The sequence below is a fragment of the uncultured Algibacter sp. genome (genome assembly GCF_947495925.1).
Lineage (GTDB): Bacteria > Bacteroidota > Bacteroidia > Flavobacteriales > Flavobacteriaceae > Algibacter_E.
The window spans coordinates 362,922-384,378 of the sequence record NZ_CANMAU010000002.1 but is presented as its reverse complement, the minus strand read 5'-3'; the positions used below and the strand labels follow the sequence as shown (position 1 = coordinate 384,378).

Annotated in this window: 16 protein-coding genes; 12 read left to right on the top strand and 4 right to left on the bottom strand. The window is 33.2% G+C overall.

The genetic code is table 11. The features are described from left to right. Positions 1–108 precede the first annotated feature (108 nt). The 8 genes from Q0857_RS04960 to murI all read left to right on the top strand — a co-directional run bounded on the left by Q0857_RS04960 (position 109) and on the right by murI (position 8,328). The gene (locus tag Q0857_RS04960; RefSeq protein WP_298532794.1) at positions 109–768 is read left to right on the top strand and encodes an acetoin utilization protein acuB; all 660 of its coding nucleotides are present in this window, start codon (positions 109–111) and stop codon (positions 766–768) included. Between the two features lie 3 nt (positions 769–771). Continuing rightward, complete coding sequence (locus Q0857_RS04955; RefSeq protein ID WP_298532792.1) at positions 772–1,656, top strand: NAD kinase; 885 nt, start codon at positions 772–774, stop codon at positions 1,654–1,656. Between the two features lie 106 nt (positions 1,657–1,762). Next, complete coding sequence (locus tag Q0857_RS04950; protein ID WP_298532791.1) at positions 1,763–2,449, top strand: DUF6089 family protein; 687 nt, start codon at positions 1,763–1,765, stop codon at positions 2,447–2,449. Continuing rightward, positions 2,450–3,190: an isoprenyl transferase gene (locus Q0857_RS04945; protein ID WP_298532789.1), complete on the top strand. Its 741-nt coding sequence runs from the start codon at positions 2,450–2,452 to the stop codon at positions 3,188–3,190. It abuts the gene before it with no gap. Continuing rightward, a complete protein-coding gene (locus tag Q0857_RS04940; protein ID WP_298532787.1) occupies positions 3,123–5,762 on the top strand; it encodes a POTRA domain-containing protein in 2,640 nt (879 codons plus the stop codon). Before Q0857_RS04945 ends, Q0857_RS04940 begins: the two co-directional genes overlap by 68 nt. 176 nt (positions 5,763–5,938) lie before the next feature. Then, positions 5,939–6,946 (top strand): OmpH family outer membrane protein, encoded by a 1,008-nt coding sequence (locus tag Q0857_RS04935; protein ID WP_298532785.1) that lies wholly within the window; start codon positions 5,939–5,941, stop codon positions 6,944–6,946. Positions 6,947–6,976: 30 nt separating this feature from the next. Then, the gene (locus Q0857_RS04930) at positions 6,977–7,477 is read left to right on the top strand and encodes an OmpH family outer membrane protein (protein WP_298532783.1); all 501 of its coding nucleotides are present in this window, start codon (positions 6,977–6,979) and stop codon (positions 7,475–7,477) included. A 71-nt stretch (positions 7,478–7,548) separates the two neighbouring features. Next, on the top strand, positions 7,549–8,328 hold the full coding sequence (murI, locus tag Q0857_RS04925; protein WP_298532781.1) for a glutamate racemase: 780 nt from the start codon (positions 7,549–7,551) through the stop codon (positions 8,326–8,328). Positions 8,329–8,525: 197 nt separating this feature from the next. On the opposite strand, the gene Q0857_RS04920 is transcribed toward murI, so the two are convergent. The 3 genes from Q0857_RS04920 to Q0857_RS04910 are packed head-to-tail and all read right to left on the bottom strand — an operon-like array spanning position 8,526 to position 11,971. Next, entirely contained in the window at positions 8,526–9,041 is a 516-nt protein-coding gene (locus Q0857_RS04920; RefSeq protein ID WP_298532780.1) for a gamma carbonic anhydrase family protein, read from the bottom strand. Between the two features lie 11 nt (positions 9,042–9,052). Next, positions 9,053–9,787: a LytTR family DNA-binding domain-containing protein gene (locus tag Q0857_RS04915; RefSeq protein ID WP_298532778.1), complete on the bottom strand. Its 735-nt coding sequence runs from the start codon at positions 9,785–9,787 to the stop codon at positions 9,053–9,055. Further along, a complete protein-coding gene (locus Q0857_RS04910; protein ID WP_298532776.1) occupies positions 9,788–11,971 on the bottom strand; it encodes a histidine kinase in 2,184 nt (727 codons plus the stop codon). Positions 11,972–12,181: 210 nt separating this feature from the next. Between Q0857_RS04910 and Q0857_RS04905 the strand changes: the two genes are divergently transcribed. After that, the gene (locus tag Q0857_RS04905) at positions 12,182–13,339 is read left to right on the top strand and encodes a vWA domain-containing protein (RefSeq protein ID WP_298532775.1); all 1,158 of its coding nucleotides are present in this window, start codon (positions 12,182–12,184) and stop codon (positions 13,337–13,339) included. 41 nt (positions 13,340–13,380) lie between these two features. On the opposite strand, the gene Q0857_RS04900 is transcribed toward Q0857_RS04905, so the two are convergent. Then, complete coding sequence (locus tag Q0857_RS04900; protein WP_298532773.1) at positions 13,381–14,391, bottom strand: type IX secretion system membrane protein PorP/SprF; 1,011 nt, start codon at positions 14,389–14,391, stop codon at positions 13,381–13,383. 162 nt (positions 14,392–14,553) lie between these two features. On the opposite strand from Q0857_RS04900, the gene Q0857_RS04895 reads away from it, so the two are divergent. The 3 genes from Q0857_RS04895 to Q0857_RS04885 all read left to right on the top strand — a co-directional run bounded on the left by Q0857_RS04895 (position 14,554) and on the right by Q0857_RS04885 (position 21,443). Further along, on the top strand, positions 14,554–15,456 hold the full coding sequence (locus tag Q0857_RS04895) for a NifU family protein (RefSeq protein WP_298532771.1): 903 nt from the start codon (positions 14,554–14,556) through the stop codon (positions 15,454–15,456). Between the two features lie 92 nt (positions 15,457–15,548). Next, positions 15,549–17,657, top strand: coding sequence for a thioredoxin domain-containing protein (locus Q0857_RS04890; RefSeq protein ID WP_298532769.1), 2,109 nt, complete (start codon positions 15,549–15,551; stop codon positions 17,655–17,657). 183 nt (positions 17,658–17,840) lie between these two features. Next, complete coding sequence (locus Q0857_RS04885; protein ID WP_298532767.1) at positions 17,841–21,443, top strand: Ig-like domain-containing protein; 3,603 nt, start codon at positions 17,841–17,843, stop codon at positions 21,441–21,443. Positions 21,444–21,457 lie beyond the last annotated feature (14 nt).

Genomic DNA, 21,457 nt, shown 5'->3' with positions numbered 1-21,457 from the left:
TTTTTTGATTAATTTGCAGGCAACAAAAACATACTCTGGAATAAGTAAAAAATGGCTTTTCTGAAGATTTTTTGTAAAAAATGACGAAGGTAGCTAAACAATAAAAACATGAAGCTCTCAGATTTTATAATTAATGATATTAAACCTGTTAACAACAAAAGTAAAATCAAAGATTTACAAATGCTTTTTAATCAGTTAACATTTTCTCATGTTCCGGTTCAAGATGATAGCAAAACCTATTTAGGAAGTTTTTCTGAAACCGATGCGCATTGTTGCGAAAGCGATAAACTATTGAGCGACTACAGATATTCTTTTGAAGACTTTTTTGTTAGGGATACTACAATTTTATTAGATATCATAGAGGCTTTCGCCATCAATTCAACAAATATTATGCCGGTACTAAATGATCGAAATGAGTACTTAGGCTATTACGAATTAAATGATATTATACATTTATTAGGAGATTCTCCATTTTTTAGAGAAGCAGGAGGCGTTCTAATTGTTGAGAAAGGAATTAATGATTATTCTTTTAGCGAATTAAGCCAAATAGTAGAATCGAACGATGGCAAACTGCTGGGTGCATTTATATCAAAAATGAATACTGATTTAGTTCAAATCACGCTTAAAATTGGAAATTCAGGTCTAAATGATATCATTCAAACCTTTAGAAGGTATAGTTATAACATTGTTTCGGGACATGAAGAAGACGGGTATCTTGAAAACTTAAAAGAACGTTCAGATTATTTAAAAAAGTACTTAAACATTTAATATATGAAAGTTGCAGTTTTCGGACGATTTTATAACGAGCGAACAACATCTTCTGTTGAAAGGCTTTCTAATTATTTACTCGAAAAAAATATTGAGGTTTATATTGAAAATCATTTTTTTGATTTATTAAATACCGAATCTTCAAAAGAGAAAGATTTTAGTTCTTTTAAAACATTTGATACTTTAGATACATCATTTAATTTCCTTGTTAGTATTGGTGGAGACGGAACTATTTTAAGAGCTATCACTTTTGTAAAAGATATTGATATCCCAATTATTGGCATCAATACGGGACGTCTTGGTTTTTTAGCCACTATTCAAGTTGATGTTATTGAACATGCCTTACAAAATATAATTGATGGCAAGTATAAAATCTCTGAAAGAAGTCTATTAACCGTAGAAACGTTGCCAGAAAACAAAGATATCACCTCCTTAAGCTTTGCAATGAACGAAGTTGCAGTAAGCCGAAAAAATACCACTTCGATGATTACTGTTGAAACACATCTAGACGGTGAATATTTAACTTCCTATTGGAGTGATGGCTTAATCGTTTCAACGCCAACAGGCTCCACAGGCTACTCATTAAGTTGTGGCGGACCAGTAATAACACCAGGCACAAATAGCTTTGTTTTAACGCCAATCGCACCTCATAATTTAAGTGCAAGACCCCTAATTATACCGGATTCCACAGAGATACACTTAAGAGTTCGTGGAAGGGAAGAAAGTCACTTGGTTTCTTTAGATTCAAGGATAGCTACTCTTGAGAATGAAACGTTAATAAAGATCAAAAAAGCAGATTTTAAAATCAAAATGATTGACCTATTAAGTGAAAGCTTTTTAACCACACTTCGAAAAAAACTGCTTTGGGGTGAAGACAAACGGAACTAAACCTAAAACAATAATTCAAAAGAAAATCTGTTTAACACTCATACTATTGAGCTCAAATTATCACAAGCTCATCTTATTTATTATATTTGCAAACTTTTGAATATTTATGAGGCATTTAATCATATTGATAATAAGCATTTTAAGCATCAACCTAAACTATTCTCAAATTAACGAGATTGGTGTTTTTGTTGGCGGCAGTAATTTAATTGGAGACGTTGGAGCTACCAACTATATTTCCCCAAATGCACCTACCCTCGGGCTTTTATATAAATGGAACGCTAGCAAACGACATTCCTGGAGAGCATCTGTAATTTACTCCGACTTAAAAGCCTATGACTCAAAATCAGATGATCCAAGACGTCTAGAAAGGGACTATTCGTTTGATTCAAATTTATTTGAAATTTCCGCTGGACTGGAATTTACATTTATGGATTTTAATTTACATTCAGGTGAAAAAGTTTTTACACCTTATATATATTCAGGAATTAGCTCAGCAAGACATAATGATTTTTACTTTGTTAATGGGGTTCAAACTCCCGAAAACACTTCCAGTTGGTCTTTTGGGATTCCGATGGTTTTAGGTATTAAAGGGAGTTTTATTGAGGGCATTGTGTTAGGTATTGAAGTAGGAGCTCGTTACACATTCTCAGATAGTATTGATGGTAGTCTTCCTAAAAATGATAGTAATCAAGAGTTTAGATTTGGAAACGTCAACAATACAGATTGGTACGTGTTTTCAGGTTTGACACTAACCTATACCTTTGGGGAAAACCCTTGTTATTGCGTAGAATAAATGGATTTAAAAGCAAGCATACAAACAAAAAAACTACCTAGGCATATTGCCATCATAATGGATGGTAATGGCAGATGGGCAAAGCAAAAAGGCTATATACGTGCTGTAGGTCATGAAAATGGCACAAAATCTGTTCGTCAAATTGTTGAATCTTGTACTGAACTTGGTATAGAAAATTTAACACTCTACGCTTTTTCAACAGAGAACTGGAATAGGCCTAAACTTGAAGTTAAAACTTTAATGAAGCTTTTAGTCTCTTCACTAAAAAAAGAAATAAAAACACTTCAAGACAACAATATAAAACTTTCAGCAATTGGAGCCCTAGACACCTTGCCAAATAAAGTCCATAAGGAACTTTTTGAAGTCATAGAAAAAACAAAAAATAATTCTCGAATGACTTTAACATTAGCCTTAAGCTATGGTTCTAGAGAAGAAATAATAAACGTAGTTAAAGAAATTAGCAATAAAGTTAAAAATAATATAATTTCGCCCGAAAAAATTGATGAATCAATTATAAATGAGCATCTTTACACGCAAAATTTGCCAGACGTAGATTTACTTATTAGAACTAGTGGGGAACAACGGATAAGTAATTTTCTATTATGGCAAATTGCATATGCGGAATTATTTTTTACAAATGTACTGTGGCCCGATTTTGCGAAGGAGCATTTGTATGAAGCGATTATTGAATATCAAAAAAGAGAACGACGATTTGGGAAAACGAGTGAACAACTTAGTTAAAATTTTACCTTTTACCACATATATAAAGTACTGTTTTGCTATAATTCTTTTTATAAGCTGTTATCATATAGAGGCACAAGAATTAAAAGGAAAATATACTTTAGGTGAGATTTCTGTTGCGGGTAACACTTCCTTTAGCGAGCAAACTATTATAACCTACTCTGGGTTAAGCAAGGGGAAAGAGATTTCAATCCCTGGTGAAGAAATAAGCAATGCCATAAAAAAATTATGGAACTCTAAATTATTTAATGACATTGAAGTTTATGTTACTAAAGTAGAAGACGGCGTTGCTTTTTTGGAAATCAGGCTTTCAGATTTACCTCAGATTAATGAAGTTAAAGTTAATGGGGTAAAAAAAGGAGAACAAGAAAAAGTTATTAAAGAGAATGTCCTTAACAGAGGGGTCAAGGTTACTGAAAACTTAATTACAAACACCAAAAATTTCTTAGAAAAAAAGTATAAGAAAAAAGGTTTTGTGAACACTAAGGTTTATATTAATGCTATAGATGTTAAAGATTCCCTTGAAACTGCCAGAGTTAATTTATTGGTAAATATTGACCAAGGCAAAAAAGTAAAAATTAAAGATATTACATTTAATGGTAATGATGTTTTAGGTGATAAAAAACTTAGAAAAAGCATGAAAAGTACCAAAAAAATTAATCGACTTAGATTATGGAAACGTTCTAAGTTTATTGATTCAGCTTATCAGGCAGACTTAGGTCATGTTATTGACACCTATAAAGAAAATGGTTATAGAGATGCTAGAATTGTAGGTGATACTATGATTATTAATGATGACAAAACTATTTCCCTTGAAATTGATGTCAATGAAGGAGAACTCTATGAATTTGGGAATATCAGTTTCATTGGTAATACCGTATACAGTAACGAATACTTAAGCCGAATTTTACGCATCAACAAAGGAGATACATACAACGGAATTTTATTACAAAAGCGTATAGCCGACGCATCAAAACCAGATGCCTTTGATATTACGAATCAATATCAAAATAATGGTTATTTATTCTCAACTATAAACACTGTTGAAGTCAGTGCAGACAACAATGTTATTGACATTGAGGTTAGAATTTCGGAAGGAAAACCAGCTTACTTTAATAAGGTAAGTGTTATTGGTAATGATAAAACTAACGATCATGTAATATATAGAGAAATAAGAACACGTCCTGGTCAACTCTATAGTAAATCTAATGTTGTTCGTACGGTTAGGGAACTTGGTCAGTTAGGGTTTTTCGAAGCTCAAGAAATTTCACCTAACTTTATCAACCCTAATCCTAATGAGGGGACTATTGATATGGAATATTCTGTAAAAGAAACAGGTTCTAGTCAAATTGAGTTACAAGGTGGTTACGGTGGTGGTGGCTTTATTGGTACCTTGGGGCTTTCTTTTAATAATTTTTCTATTAAAGACATATTCAAAAAAGATGCCTATAAACCTATTCCTATGGGAGATGGTCAAAAGCTAGCATTGCGCTTGCAAGCCAGTAGATTTTACCAAACTTATAGTTTCTCGTTTTCTGAGCCATGGCTTGGTGGCAAACGTCCAGTACAATTTTCAGCCTCTTTATCACATACAAGGCAATTTTTATTCAATCCAGTTACCAGAAACGCAGATAAAAGTAGAAGTTTTAATATTACTGGTATTACTTTTGGTTTAGCTAAAAGACTGCAAGTTCCAGATGACTTCTTTACACTTTCCCAAGCTATAAGTTATCAACGTTATGATTTAAATAATTATAACACGGGGTTATTTACATTTGGAGATGGTTACTCAAACAATTTATCTTATACTGTTGGTTTAAGTAGAAACAACACAAGTGTCGATCCAATCTTTCCTACCGGTGGATCTAGTTTTTCTGCGAGTATAAAATTCTCGCCACCTTGGTCGTTACTTGATGGTGTTGACTATACTGCACTTAAGAATGAACGTGCCGAAAATGAAGCTATACAGCGTGATGTTAATAGTACACCTAAAGAAGTTGCAGATGCTACAGCTCGAATTTCTGAAATAGATCAAGAACGTTATAGATGGTTAGAATTCTATAAAATTAAATTTAAAGGTGAATGGTATACTGAAGTTGCAAAAAATTTAGTTTTAAGACCATTAGCTGAGTTCGGCTTTTTGGGAGCCTATAATAATGATAGAGGGGTAATTCCTTTTGAAAGATTCTTTCTTGGGGGTGATGGCCTTGGTAATTACAGTTTGGATGGACGCGAAGCCATTCAATTGCGAGGATACCCCAACCAATCTTTATCAAGTGTTGATGGAGGAACTATTTATAACAAATTTTCTTTAGAATTACGTTATCCAATAACCTTGAAATCTTCGGCAAAAATTTATGCTTTAGGATTTCTTGAGGCAGGATCCTCATTTGATAATTTTAAAGATTACAACCCTTTTGATTTAAATAGATCTGCTGGTGTAGGTCTGCGTATTTTTATGCCTGCTTTTGGATTATTAGGTATTGATTTTGGTTATGGATTTGATCCCCTTCCTGGTTTAATTACACCTAATGGGTGGGAAACACACTTCATAATTGGACAACAGTTTTAAACATTAAAATTATTTTGGCACGATATTTTCTATTAACACATTGATGATTTGCATGAGAATTAAAATTTTTAAGATTATATTTCGTTAATTTTGAAGATTAGGTTCAAAAAGGCAGAGATAAATCATCTGTCGCTTTTAGGATTTATTAAGTTATAAGTTATAAAATATTAAAACAGATGAAAAATAACGTTCTTTTTTTACTGACAGTAGTATTTTTGTCTTGCCTGTCGTCTCATGCTCAGCGTGGTGTAAGGATAGGATATATAGACACTGAATATATTTTAGAAAACGTACCGGAATATCAAGAAGCTACGGCTCAGTTAGATGAAAGAGCTCAAAAATGGAAAAATGAAATTCAAGCTAAATTGGCTAATGTTGAACAAAAGAGAAAAGATTTAAGTAACGAAAAGGCCTTATTAACTCAAGAATTAATTAACGAGCGCGAAGAAGATATTGATTTTGAAGAAAATGAAATATTAGATTATCAGCAAAAGCGGTTTGGCCCTAATGGCGACTTATTTATTCAAAAAAGGTCATTAATGCAGCCTATACAGGATCAAATTTTTTCGGCTGTACAAGACATTGCTAGTGGCAAAAAGTATGACTTTATTTTTGATAAATCATCAGATGCAGTTATGCTATTCTCTGCCAAACAATATGATTTGAGCGAACAAATTTTAAGAAGTATAAAAAGAACTTCAAAGCGAACGCAAGCGCAATCAAAGGCAGAAAAAAAGAAAGCAAAAAGTGAAGAATTGATTCCTGAAATAAACCATGAAAAGGAAGCGAGAGAACAGGCTTTAGAAGAGAAAAAAAATGAACGAGAAAGTGCCATTGAAAAAGCAAGACAAGAAAAGCTAGCTGCTCGTGAGGCAAAAGTAAAAGCATCTGAAGAAAGACGTAGAAAAATTTTAGAAGACCGGGAAAAAGCTAAACAGGCCAAACTAGATGCAAGAAGTGCGACAACAGAGGCAGCAGTATCAGAAAGCGTGAAAAGTGTTCAAAAAACCAATGACATAAAACCCGAAACTGAAGTCAAAACAAGAGAACAACTTATTGAAGAAAATAGACAGAAAAAACTAAAAGAACGAGAAGAAAGAAAAAAAGCTCTTGAAGAAAGAAAAAGAAAAATATTAGAAGATAGACAAAAGGCAAGAGATAGTATAAACGCTAGTAGAAAATAAATTTATAACACAATTAACACTTATTTAAAAATGAAACATTTAAAAACTCTATTATTAGCAACTGCATTATGTATGGTAACCGTTAGTTTTACGCAAGCACAAAGCAAAGTTGCACATATAAACACGCAAGAATTAATTGCCGCTATGCCTGAGGCTAAAGCCGCACAAACAGAAATTGAAACGTTAGGAAAAACGTATCAAACCGATATTCAAGCTTCTATTACAGAATACCAAAACACAGTAAAGCAGTATGAAGCAGAAGCGGCTACTAAAACCGATGAAGAAAATCAAAAAAGAGGTTTAGAATTACAAGAAAAACAACAACGTATTCAACAATTTAGACAAGATGCTCAGCAAGATATTGCTAAAAAAGAGGCAGAATTATTTAAACCTATTCAAGAAAAAGCAATGGCTGCTATAAATACTGTTGCTAAAGAAAAAGGATACCAATATGTACTTGATAGAGCTACTTTAATTGTTGCCGATGGTGATGATATCTTAGCCGATGTTAAAAAGAACTTAGGCATCTAAAAACTCTAGATTTTAAATAAATAATATGAAAGCTGTCTTTTAAAAGACAGCTTTTTTACTTTTGCTAAAGTATGAGTAAACAATCAATTGGTATTTTTGATTCAGGAGTGGGAGGTACTTCTATTTGGAAAGAGATTAAAGCGCTTTTACCGAACGAAAACTCCATTTACCTAGCAGATAGTAAAAACGCTCCGTACGGCCCCAAAGGGAAGGATACCATTATTGAACTTTCTAAAAAAAATACCGAATATTTACTGAGCAAAAACTGCAAACTCCTTATTGTAGCTTGCAATACCGCCACAACAAATGCTATAGATTATTTACGTGACACATATCCGGTCCCTTTTATTGGCATTGAACCAGCCATAAAACCAGCAGCCTTACAAACAAAAACAAATGCTGTTGGTATTTTAGCCACGAAGGGTACATTAAGTAGTGCCTTATTTTCAAAAACTTCAAATCTATTTGCAAGTCATATAAGGGTAGTTGAACAAAATGGCGATGGCATTGTTGAACTTATTGAAAACGGACAGTTGTATTCTGACGAAATGAAATCCCTATTATCCTTATATCTAAAACCCATGCTTAAGGCCAATATTGATTACTTAGTTTTAGGTTGCACGCACTACCCATATTTAATTCCTATACTAATCGAATTACTTCCAAAACATATTAAGATAATAGACTCTGGAGAAGCAGTTGCAAGACAAACGAAGTCTATTCTGAAAAAAAACAATCTTTTAAATACCGAAACTATAATTTCTAATAATTCATTTTATACGAATGGTAACCTAGAGATTCTGAATTCATTAATTGGAACAAACTACCCGATAGAATATCTAGATTTTTAAAAATGATATCACTCTTTGCGTTAAGGATTGTAGCGGCATCCTTTTTTGATTACTTACAATTACTCTTATTTGGACAATAATATTTAAAAGGAATCTACGCTCTTTCCCCTCGCTATGACCAAAAAAGATATAGCGAAAAGCCTGACCCTTGTGGTAACGCCTTTATTGAAAAATAAATTGGATAATATTAAACCTAACTACTCTTTAAACCAACTGGCATACTTTATATAAGCATCTGCAATGCGATTAATCTCGCCAGAAACAAGATCTTCATTCACATCTTTTACTTTTTTTGCTGGAACTCCGGCATATATACTTCCTGCCTCAACTATAGTGTTTTTAGTAAGCACCGCTCCGGCTGCAATAATGCTATTACTTTCTACGACACAACCGTCCATAATGATACTACCCATACCAATCAAAACATTATCTTGTATAGTACAACCGTGAACCAAAGCATTATGACCAATAGATACATTATTTCCAATAGTGGTAGGCGCTGTTTTATAAGTACCATGAATTACTGCTCCGTCTTGAATATTAACTTTATTCCCCATTTTTATGAAGTTAACATCGCCGCGAACAACAGCGCTAAACCAAATACTGCATTGGCTTCCCATGGTAACATCACCAACAATAGTTGCGTTTTCAGCTATAAAACAATCTTTTGATATTTGAGGAGATTTTCCTCTTACAGGCAATACTACTGGCATAATTTTGTTCTTTATTTAAAATATGATAACAAGTCGGATTTTCTTGAGGCCGAGACAATAATTTGCTTTCCATTACTAAGCAACACACTCCCCCCTTTACCCTTAAGATATTTTACCACTTCGTTCACATTCACAAGATAAGACTTATGGACTCTTGCAAAACTAGCATTGCTTAAGGCTTCTTCAAAATATTTTAAAGTTTTACTCACCAATTTCTTTTTATTATTATTGAGGTAAATCTCGGTATAATTATCATCTGCCTTACAATATAGTATATCTGAGGTGTTAATAATTTCAAAACCATCTAATTGAGGAATGGTTATTTTCCCCTCTATATTGTTTGTTTTTGGAATTAAAACTTGATCCTGAAGGGCATCCTCCTTTGTTTTAATTTCAGTAACGTAATCTACGGCCTTTATTAGCTCATCAATTGAAATAGGTTTCATTAAATAATAGCTAGCATGAGCGTTTAAAGCTTCCATAGCGTAATGATTATATGCCGTAACAAAAATGGTTTCAAAATCTATATCACCAACTTTGTCTAGCAAATCAAAAGCGTTGCCATAGGGCATTTCAACATCAAGAAACACTAAATCTAAATCATTATTTCTTATTAAAACCAAAGCTTCTTCAACATTGGATGCCTCCCCTGAAACATTTACATTAGGGCAGTATTTATTGAGATAGTTTTTTAAAATATCTCTACTTGTTTCTTCATCTTCAACTATAATCGCGTTTAGTTTCATTTAGTCTTTTTTGAGTGTTACAACAACCTGGGTACCAGTGTCAACTTCATCTTGAAAATCAGTAATTGCCACATCTACTTTGTCTTTATACATGTCGTTTAAAATAGAAACACGTTTTTTTATATTCCCCATTCCCTTTGAGTTTTGCCTCTGCTGATTTTCAGTTTTTAAAGCTTTTGAATTTGCTCTACCGATACCATCGTCAGAAATTGTAATTTTTATTTCGTCCTCTCCAGATTCCAAAATATCAATGCGCAATAAACCTTTTGTTTTTTTATATCTAAGCCCATGCCAAACCGCATTTTCAATATAAGGTTGCAATAACATGGGGGGAATAACAAACTCCTTAATTTTTATATTTTCATCAACCTGGATAGTATAATCAAATTTATCTTTAAACCTAAAATGTTCTAACTTGGTATACAATTGTAATAATTCAATTTCCTTTTCTAAAGGTATAAAGTCTTCTTCACTATTCTCAAGAACGGCACGCATTAGCAGAGAAAAATCAGTAAGATATTTGTTCGCCGTTCTTTCATCATTTAACGCTATAAAACTATTTACCGAGTTTAAAGCATTAAAAATGAAATGAGGATTCATCTGACTTCGAAGACTTTTTAATGCCAGTAAGTTATTTGCTAAACGCTGTTGTTTAATATATTTATACATTAAAAAAGCAACGATTAGCAATAATAAAACACCGCCAACTAGGGAATATATAATAAGTTTCTGCCTTTTAGATTGCTCCGCAGTTAATAGATATTTGCTTTCAGACAAGGCCCTATCTCCTTCTAAGCTTGAAATTCTATTTTGTTTACTTACAATATCTTTACTAAACCTTGATGCCTGAGAAATTTCTTGTTCCTTTATCGCATATAATTCATCTACCACCTCAACATAGTCTTGATAGGCCAAAAGTGCCTTATCAAACTGACCTGCATCGCGATACACTTCAGATAATTTTCTTGTTGCATCTTTTTGAACTAATAAGTCTTTTTTGCTGTCGGCCTCTTCAATACTTCTCTCTAAATAAGGAATCGCATTTACATAATCCTGCTGAGAAGCATATGCCCGACCAATTTTATAATTTTGCTTTTGCGGAGTAATACTGCTCTCATTATTGAAAACAGAGTCTGTTTCAATGTCTTCTATATCATTTAAAGCTTCCTTTCTCAATTCAATCTCATATGAAAAATCATTAACCTCACTCTTAAAATCGGCTACTTTTACTTTTTCTTCGACCGCTCTTTTTTTGTTTTGTGTATTGGCAAGTTGCATGGATTTTCTAAAATACACATCGGCATTTTCTAGTTCCCCATTAGCATTATAAGATTGAGCAATTTTAGAATTTAAATCTGTAATTTTTGGCGTAATTAGATGCTCCTTCGCAATATTCAATCCTTTCTGATAACTCTTTATCGCTTCTTGATAGTTTTTGATTAAAAGATAGACGTCTCCTTTACCTTCAAACAACTCTACCAACTGCCAATTTGATAGTTTACCCTTGTTTATACTTTGATAAGTATTTAAACTTTCTTGATAGCTCTTATTATTCTTATATGCTTTTGCAAGTTTAAATTGTAAGGCAACATCATTCGAATTTTGTAGACTTATTCGATAGTTTGACACCGCCAAATCATATTGCTTCCAGTAATCATAAACATCGCCTAAAATTTGATAGGCCTTAGCGTTTTCTTTTGTCGATTTACTTCTAGAAAGTGCATCTGCTATAAACTGGATACTCTTCTTCGCATCTTTATTTAAATAATACTTTGCAGAATCTATTTGAGTATTATAGTTTTCAGATTGGTCTATCCTTGAAAGTTTTTTTGATTTAGAGTATTCCAATTCCTCTTTGACTGTCGGCTCTACTTCCACCCTTATTTCATCATCATTTTTTACAGTATAGAACACAGTTTCAAAATCAATATGTCTTATTGTCAATTCATCCCCTATTCTGGCCTGAATTCTAAAGGATCCAAAAATGTCGGTTGTCGTATAATCGCCTCCTGTAATTTCAATATTTACATTTGGAATGGGCTCTCTAGTATCACTTTCAATAACTAACCCTTTAACGGTAAATTTAGGACCTTGATTTATTTGCGCAATATTGGTCTGTGCAAAAGCCCATATACTGCTTGAAGTAAATAATGAAACCCAGAAATATTTTAGTGCTTGCCGCATATCCTATTTTAAGATAGATAAACTTACGTACTTTACTTGGTTTATTAAAATAGCCATAGATCAAAAACTACACTTTTTACAAACGAAGCCACCCATTCACAAATTCATTTGAGCCATTCGCTCATTCAAAACTATTGCTGACTCATTCTATGTTTTTTAAGAATTAAGTTCATTCTAGTTTTACGGTGTTAATCAAAAAAATATAAAATCGTGAAAACATTATTTAAATCTATTTTCTTATGCACAGCAATAATTGTAGTTGCATCGTGCTATGCCAAAAGCAAAAAACAAAACATCTCTTATACTCAGTATTTTACAAACCATCCTGAGTTTAGCAAACAGTATATTAAAGTAGCCTTGTTGCTTGATACTAGCAATAGCATGGACGGATTAATTGATCAAGCAAAATCTCAACTCTGGGATATTGTTAATGAACTATCTTATGCAAAATGTGGAGACAAAAAACCTAACCTCGAAATTGCCCTATATGAATATGGGAATGACAGATTAAACGGCCGCGAAGGTTATATCCGGCAAGTTTTAGCTTTTAGTGATGACTTAGATGACATTTCAAAAGAACTATTCTCTTTAACTACTAATGGCGGTGAAGAATATTGTGGTCAAGCCATTCAAACCTCTTTAAACCAATTAGATTGGGGTAAAAATGCAGATGATTTGAAACTTATTTTTATAGCTGGGAACGAGCCCTTTACTCAAGGTAAAATAAACTATAAGAACGCATCAGCCAATGCACGAGAAAAAGATGTAACAATAAATACTATTTTTTGCGGAGATTACAATCAAGGCATCTCTACCCATTGGAAGGATGGTGCACAATTAACACAGGGAGATTATATGGCTATAAATCAAAACCGTACCACTGTTCATATAGCTTCTCCATATGACGACGATATATTACTTCTGAATAAAAAACTCAACAAAACCTATGTTATTTATGGCACCAAAGGCAGACAAAAACAAGCAATTCAAGCAGAGCAAGATAGCAATGCAAGTTCTTACAGCAAAGCTAATGCAGTTAAGCGCACCATCAGTAAAAGTTCTCACCTTTATAAGAATAAAACTTGGGATTTAGTTGATGCCATTGAAATGGACGAAGTTGACATCGAAGATGTTGAAGAAAATATGTTACCTGCTGAATTAAAAGGAAAAACTGAAGCTGAAATTAAAACCTTCGTAAATAATAAACGCGAAGAACGACATACTATTCAAAAGGAAATTCAAGAATTAAATGCTAAACGTAAAGATTACATTTTAAAACAGAAGAAAGAAAATAACAACGGATTAGAAAATGCCATGACCAAAGCCATTAAAGAACAAGCTAAAAAGAAAAAATACACGTGGCAATAACAAAACAAAAAGAGGTTCATTTTAGGAGCCTCTTTCTTTTTTTAATTTACTGCGGGACATTCACATTCAAAACGTTCTTTTCTACAACTAAAATTATAACCCAAAGTGAGTTGATGAAAGCCTCCATTAGTAAAAACAACTGAATTTGTTTGATGTGTATAATTATACGCAAACATAAAACTATTATAATTAACACCTAAAATAGGTGAAACCTGCTGCAGTTTCTGACTATTAATTGTTCCGTTATTAGTTAAATATTCAGCACCGTCTAAACTTTGTCTATAAGACACTCCCGCCCATATTTTACCAAAATCCATTTTTTTATAGGCCTTTCCATTTATATCAATGGTTGCCTCTTTAGTGGCATCTTTGTATTGAAACAAAATTGATGGTTCAAAACTCCATGTACTACCTAATTTGTTAAATACATAACCTGTTGAAAAAAGATATCTTCTTAAATTGCTCGTAATTTGAAGATCATTATTAACACCAGAATTATTTAACAAATTCTTTATTGTACCGTGTGCATAAAAATCAAGATAGTGATATGAAAACCCGAGATCCAAATTAAAATTGGTAGAACTTTGAACCACACCACTAATAATCGGATCGCCTATTGGTGCTCCATTTAAAAAAGAGGTTTCGTCTAATTGATATTGAATAAAACCTGCACTTAAACCAAAAGAAAGCATATTTAAATCAACCTCACTCCTAGAAAACAATAAATGATGTGCATAAGTGAAATACGCTCCAGTTTGAGAATGATAGCCGTTTTTATCGGTATATACAATACCACCAATAGCGGAAGGTGAATCACCCAGTCTTCCATTTACACTAAGCGTTAAAAGTTTTGGCGCATCCTCCTGTCCAAACCATTGCTGTCTTGCAGTCAACCTTATTTTAGCGCAGTTCGCAACCCCAGCCATAGAAGGATGAATCAAATAATAGTTATCTGTAAGATAATCTGAATAAATTGGTAAGCCTTCCTGCGATGAAGCTACATGACCAATTAATATCATCATGATAAAAACTATATAATTTTTAAATTTCATACAACTGGTTAAATTCGGATCGATTTGACATTAACGTTTAATACCCTAATATATTATAAGTAGATAAAAGAGATAAGCCCTTATATTTCTTTAACTTTTTTAGAATACAACAAAAACAAATATAAAGTTATCTTTTAGTACTTTTGTCAAAAATTAGCTAAAATGAACACTTTCAAGGTTTCAGCGCAAGAAACATCAAATAACAACATCGTAAAATTTGAAGTAAACCAATTTATAACCAAGCATCAAAGCTTTGAATTCAACAATATTGATGATGCAAAAGCATCACCATTAGCTCAACAATTATTTTATTTACCTTTTGTAAAAAAAGTATATCTTTCTAGTAATTTTGTTGCTGTTGAACGCTATAATATTGTAGAATGGAGCGATGTTCAAGATGAAGTATCCGAACAAATTGAAGCCTACTTAAATGATGGTGGCGTTGTTGTTGAAGAAACTGCCGCGCCCAAAAAAGTACCTGTTACGGTTTATGCTGAGAGTACACCAAACCCATCGGTAATGAAATTTGTAGCGAACAAAAAAATTGTAACTGCCCTTTTTGAATTTACCTCTATTGATGATGCAAAATTATCTCCCTTAGCTACCGAGTTATTTCATTTCCCATTTGTAAAAAGTATATTTATTGATGAAAATTATGTGTCTATTACTAAATATGATATTGCAGAGTGGGAAGACATAACCATTGAATTAAGAGAATATATTAAAAATTATATCGAGCAAGGAAAAGATATAATGTTAGCTAACGCAGCAGAAACGTTAAAAAAATCTTCTCAGCAATTAGATAGTCATTTTGATACTCTGGATGACACCTCTAAAGAGATTATAAATATTCTAGAAGAATATGTAAAACCAGCTGTTGCAAGTGATGGAGGAAACATACAGTTTATTTCTTATGATGCCGACACCAAAAATGTTAGTGTTATGCTTCAGGGAGCTTGTAGTGGTTGTCCCTCTTCAACCTACACGCTAAAAAGCGGCATTGAAAACATGCTAAAGGAAATGTTACCAGGAAAAATTGAAATGGTCGAAGCAATAAATGGTTAGTTAACCCTTTCTAAAAGATTTTTAAACAATAACGAAAAGCGTTCAAGTTAATGAGCGCTTTTTTTATCCCTAAATTTCGCTAAATTTGATTTATGAAATATTTTAAAGTAGTTGTATTATTTCTTTTATTCATTGGATGTAAGGATCAAAATTCAGAGCCATCTGAACATGAACACACAAATAATCTCATTCATGAAACTAGTCCATATTTGTTGCAGCATGCGCACAACCCTGTAGATTGGAATGCATGGAATGAAAAAACTTTAGCTAAGGCTAAAGCTGAAAAAAAGCTTATTCTTGTTAGTATTGGATATTCAGCATGCCACTGGTGTCATGTAATGGAGCACGAGTGTTTTGAAGATAGTTTGGTTGCCCAGGTCATGAATAAAAATTTTATCAACATTAAAGTTGACCGCGAGGAAAGACCAGATGTTGATCAGGCATATATGAGTGCTGTACAGCTTATGAATAATGGCTCTGGAGGTTGGCCTTTAAATGCAATTACTTTACCCGATGGACGTCCTGTATGGGGAGCCGGAACATTTATACCTAAAAAACAATGGATAAGTGTTTTAAATCAAATATCTAAGCTCTATATAGAAGACCCCGATAAACTCTTTAAACAAGCTGATAACGTTGAACGGGGCGTTAAGTCGATGGGAATAATTTCATTAAATACTGATGAACCCGTTTTTGACAACGGCTATATTGATAAATCTGTTAAAAATTGGTCTGAAAAGTTTGATCATGATTTTGGTGGTTTAAGCCCAGAACCAAAATTTATGATGCCTAATAATTATCACTTTTTACTCAGATATGCCTATCAAACCAATAACAAAAAACTAATGAACCATGTTAATAAGACACTCAAAAAAATGGCGTATGGAGGTGTTTTTGATCAATTAGGCGGAGGTTTTTCAAGATATTCCGTAGATTCTAAATGGCATGTTCCTCATTTTGAAAAAATGCTGTACGATAATGGTCAATTAGCTAGTTTGTATGCAGATGCATATCTCATAACAAAAAATGATTTGTACAAAAACATTGTTGAAGAAACACTAAACTATATTAAAAACGAAATGACAACTGAAGAAGGTGCCTTTTATTCTTCTTTAGATGCAGACAGCATGACTTCTGAAGGAGAACTTGAGGAAGGTGCTTTTTATATTTGGAAGAAAGACTCACTTAAGCATATTTTAAAAAGCGATTTTGATCTATTCTCCGATTATTATAATATTAATGATTATGGGTTATGGGAACATGATAATTATGTCCTAATTAGAAAAGATGATGATAAAGATATCATTGAAAAATATAGCTTGTCTCAGGAAACCTTAATTGAAAAGAAAAACAACTGGAAAGAGATACTGCTAAAAGAGCGAAAAAAAAGAGCAAAACCCCGATTAGATGATAAGACTTTGACATCTTGGAATGGTTTGATGCTTAAAGGTTATGTTGATGCCTATCGCGTACTTCAAAATCAAACCTATCTAGATACAGCTTTAAAAAATGCAAACTTTATTATTAATAATATGTTGCGCAAAGATGGGGGCTTAAACCACACGTTTAAAAATAGAGAAAGTAAGATTAACGGGTATTTAGAGGACTATGCTACCACTATTGATGCCTTTATAGCACTTTACGAAAATACCTTAGATGAGAAATGGCTCACCATCGCCAGAGATTTGGTAGAATATGTTTTTAATCATTTCTATGATAAAAATAGTAATATGTTTTTTTACACCTCTAATGAAGATAGTTCCTTGGTTGTAAGAAATATAGAATATTATGATAAAGTAATTCCTTCTGGCAACTCAATAATGGCAAAAAACTTATTTAAACTAGCTCATTTTTTTGACAATGAAGAGTTTCGAACAACGGCTATTACAATGCTAAACAACGTAAAACCAGAAATGCAAGACTATCCGTCAAGTTACTCGAATTGGTTTGATTTAATGTTAAATTATGCGCAACCCTACTACGAAGTTGTGATTGTGGGTAAAGAAGCTAAATCTAAAATTACTGACTTAAACAAAACCTACGTACCAAATAAACTGATAGCCGGAAGTCTTTCAGACAATAGCTTACCTTTATTAGTAAATAGATACAACCCGCAAGAAACCTTAATTTATGTATGTGTAAATAAAGCTTGTAAATTACCTGTCTCTGAGGTTGAAAAGGCTATTTCATTAATTAAATAATAACTAGAGCCTTATTAACGCTACTTTGTTATACTATGCATTTAGTCGCACTATAGCTTAACGAACCTCTAAAAATATCGCAGTAAAGAAGATCTTGTCAAGTTTAAATACAGTTAAATATGCCATATGATGGTGTTGGATGCTTAATTTGTAAGCACTAAAAAAAGACTAAACCAAATAACAATGAAAGCCTCAAATTTAGTTATTCTAATACTGTTAATTTATTCCTCTTCTAAATCCGCTTTTGCGCAAAACATTGAAATAGATGTTAACCTAAACATTGAACACTCTGTAGACGGCATTTCTGACTTTAGTAGAGAACGCCATATTAATGTCCACTCAACTCCAACAGAGAATGATTGGATTGGTGAAGAAGATAAATTACACTATTTAATTCAAGACTTGGATGTTTATTTTGGAAGAGACAATGGCTCATCTACTTGGAAATTTAAATTAACACCTCAGGATGCATCAAGACCTGCTAAAGCAGACTTAGATTGGATGGTAACCGAAGGAAATAGACTAAAAACACTTTATGAAACCGAAAGGTTAGCCCATCAATACAAAAACAAAGGACATATGATAATGGGTACAAACCCTCACCCCTTATATCCAACTTTAAGCTGGAATGGAGATGGTGTTACCGATACAGGTTGGCAACCATATGACGTGGACACTTCTGCTGAATGGGTTGTGCAATACCTAGATAAGTATTTTGCTCAAAATAATGGGGATTCAGGAGAGCCTTTACCAACTTACTGGGAAGTTGTTAATGAAATTGATATGTTAATGATGACGGGGGTAATGACGTGTACCAGTCAGGAGAAAATTTGGGAGTACCATAACCTCGTTGCCGAAGGTATAAAACAACGCTTAGGGTCTAAGGCCCCAAAAATTGGTGGAATGACCTGGGGTTTACATGACTTTTATAAACCCGATGGAATTTCAAGATATGATCAAAATTATTTAGATCAATATTTAGAGGGCGACGGTATAGCAATATGGCACAATATGATGGACACAGAGGTTGTTTCAACCAAAAATTCGCCATGGTATCAGTGGGATGTTATGTGGCAAGGTTTTATTGATGCAGCTGGGAGTAATATGGATTTTTACGGCATTCATGTTTATGATTGGCCTAAATGGGAATCTCCAAACGGAAGTTATTCTTTTAGAACTGGCGGACATACTGAAGCCATGTTGGACATTTTGGAATGGTATGACATTTATAAATTGGGAACAAAAAAAGATATTGTACTTTCAGAGTACGGAGCAGTTACGGGGTACCAACAAAACAAACCAAATATAGATCCCAAACGAAGAGATTGGGAAAACTTAAAACCTTTTAATTCCATGTTGATGCAGTTTTTAGAAAGACCATCTCATGTTGTGCATACCGTACCTTTCACCCCTATTAAAGCAGAATGGGGTGATTGGAAAGACGGGCAGGGTAATGTTACAAACAGATACCCGTATACTTTGATGGATAAAGATTCTGGTGGTAATTGGCAATGGTCTGAATTTATTAAATTCTATGAATTATGGTCTGATGTTAATGGAACTAGAGTAGATACAAAATCTAGCAATATAGATATTCAGGTTGATTCATATATTGATGGTAATCATGTGTACCTGATTTTAAACAATTTAACAAGAACCGAACAAACGTTAAATTTAAATCTATATGATGACCATTCAAGTGTTTTAGAAAACGTTCATCTTAAGCATCTCTATTTAGATGAAGGTAGAGGAATCGCTGGTGAGCCCGTGTTGACCGATCAGATGTTATCAACTGCACCAGGGTCAATTACAATTGGAGCTGAGGCAACCATCATTTTAGACTATAAATATCAAACACCTATACCTATTGATCAAACATCAGTTGAGACAAAGTTTATGGGAGAAAGACTAGGAACAGGAACTAATGCCATTGGAGGAGAAATGTTTAGAGTTAACGCCAATTCTGGTAGTTATTCTATGAATATTAACAATATTGTTGTTCCATCTATTGGAGAAGCAGTACTTCGATTAAGCGGTAAATTTTGGGTAAGTCATATGTATCCTAGTTCTGTTAAAGTTAATGGAAATAGCATTACCATTGATAATAACTGGCGAGGCGTTGAAGAGGACAATGGGAGCAATGTCTTTTTTGGTGTCATGGAAATACCAATTCCAATTGAACATCTAGAAACAAATAACACTTTTGAAATAACAATGCCAAACTCGGCAGAATATGCCACATCAATGCTGCAGATTTGGGGTTTCAGTAAAAAACCGTCTCGTTTTGATGATTCTACAACACAAATTGAGTTACAGGATATAGCTTTGGGAGGTGACATATCTTTAATGGAAGGTTTAACAGAATCCCTTACAATTACATTTACTCCAGAAAATGCTACAGACAAAAATATTACATGGACCTCAAGTAATGATGCCGCTGCAAGCGTAGATGAATTTGGGATTGTTACAGCTCACGCTGAGGGAAGCACTACAATAACGGCAACAAGTGCAGATGGAAACCATAGCGATAATATAACGGTAACAGTAACTCCTTTTTCAGCTATAGCTGTTGCAAACATTTCTATATTAGAAGGTAATACTATAGAAATCCCGTATTATATTACCACTCAACTAACTTCTTCAATTACTCCTTTAAATGCTACAGAGCAAAATGTTGTTTGGTCTTCATCCGATCCAAACATCGTAGAAGTCGGAGCTAATACTGGAAAAATTACAGGAAAAGTTATTTTTGGAAACGCAACTATTACAGCTTCTTTAACAGATCCAAATAATGGGAATACCATACACAATGCCTCTATTGAGGTTAACGTGGCACCAAATGGCGTTTTTGTTGAAACTACTGGTGTTTCTTTAAATCCTCAATCGAAAACTTTAACCTTAAACAATGAACAATTTCAACTACAAGCATCAATTTTACCTAACGACGCCACAATAAACACCTATTCTTGGTCTTCAGACAATACGGATGTTGCAACCGTAAATAATTTTGGAATCGTTTCGGCAATATCAGACGGAACAGCGATAATAACAGTAACAACCGACAGAGGCTCATATACTGCCAATTCAGAAATTACCGTTGCTACAATACCCACAGGTAACACTTTAATAATTGAAGCTGAAAATTTTATTGATACTGATGGGACATTTAACGATGGCCATGTACCTTTAGGTGTTAATAAATCAAGTGTTGGTGTAAATTGGGTTAATTCTGGAGACTGGATTACATATACATTTGATGTATCTAAAACAGCTGAATACGAAATAATTTATTTTATTTCTACTATATCTGATAATGCAGAAATTAGCAGTTACATAGATAACACCCTAGTATCAAAAGATCAAGTTTTAAATAATGGTGCGTGGGATTCCTATATTCCGCTAAAAGCACAAAACACCATTCAATTAACATCAGGGACTCATGCTTTAAGAATTGAAGCCTCAGGAACAAATCCATGGCAATGGAATTTAGAACGCATAGAATTGAGAGAAGTTGAGGGATTAAGTATGAATAGCAATGTACTACTAAAAACGGCAAAACTTATTCCTAATCCAGCTAGTGAAGAAGTATCAATATTTGCTAATATAAATGATAGTTTTAATATAACTATTTATGACTTAAGAGGTAGTTTAATAAAAGACATTGCTATTAACGGCCTTCCTACAACTCTTTCTGTTGATAATCTTCCTGAAGGTGTGTATTTTATAAAAGTATATAATCAGAAATCTCAAAAGATTTTTAAACTGGTTAAAGCCTCAAAACTTTAAAAAATATCGTTTTA

Bases quoted from the DNA above. Each gene is read 5' to 3' on its own strand.
- Q0857_RS04960 (WP_298532794.1), top strand. From the start codon at position 109: ATGAAGCTCTCAGATTTTATAATTAATGATATTAAACCTGTTAACAAC.
- Q0857_RS04915 (WP_298532778.1), bottom strand. From the start codon at position 9,787: ATGAAACTAAACGCGATTATAGTTGAAGATGAAGAAACAAGTAGAGAT.
- Q0857_RS04950 (WP_298532791.1), top strand. From the start codon at position 1,763: ATGAGGCATTTAATCATATTGATAATAAGCATTTTAAGCATCAACCTA.
- Q0857_RS04920 (WP_298532780.1), bottom strand. From the start codon at position 9,041: ATGCCAGTAGTATTGCCTGTAAGAGGAAAATCTCCTCAAATATCAAAA.
- Q0857_RS04885 (WP_298532767.1), top strand. From the start codon at position 17,841: ATGAAAGCCTCAAATTTAGTTATTCTAATACTGTTAATTTATTCCTCT.
- Q0857_RS04895 (WP_298532771.1), top strand. From the start codon at position 14,554: ATGAACACTTTCAAGGTTTCAGCGCAAGAAACATCAAATAACAACATC.
- Q0857_RS04945 (WP_298532789.1), top strand. From the start codon at position 2,450: ATGGATTTAAAAGCAAGCATACAAACAAAAAAACTACCTAGGCATATT.
- Q0857_RS04935 (WP_298532785.1), top strand. From the start codon at position 5,939: ATGAAAAATAACGTTCTTTTTTTACTGACAGTAGTATTTTTGTCTTGC.
- Q0857_RS04910 (WP_298532776.1), bottom strand. From the start codon at position 11,971: ATGCGGCAAGCACTAAAATATTTCTGGGTTTCATTATTTACTTCAAGC.
- Q0857_RS04940 (WP_298532787.1), top strand. From the start codon at position 3,123: ATGAAGCGATTATTGAATATCAAAAAAGAGAACGACGATTTGGGAAAA.
- Q0857_RS04900 (WP_298532773.1), bottom strand. From the start codon at position 14,391: ATGAAATTTAAAAATTATATAGTTTTTATCATGATGATATTAATTGGT.
- murI (WP_298532781.1), top strand. From the start codon at position 7,549: ATGAGTAAACAATCAATTGGTATTTTTGATTCAGGAGTGGGAGGTACT.
- Q0857_RS04890 (WP_298532769.1), top strand. From the start codon at position 15,549: ATGAAATATTTTAAAGTAGTTGTATTATTTCTTTTATTCATTGGATGT.
- Q0857_RS04930 (WP_298532783.1), top strand. From the start codon at position 6,977: ATGAAACATTTAAAAACTCTATTATTAGCAACTGCATTATGTATGGTA.
- Q0857_RS04955 (WP_298532792.1), top strand. From the start codon at position 772: ATGAAAGTTGCAGTTTTCGGACGATTTTATAACGAGCGAACAACATCT.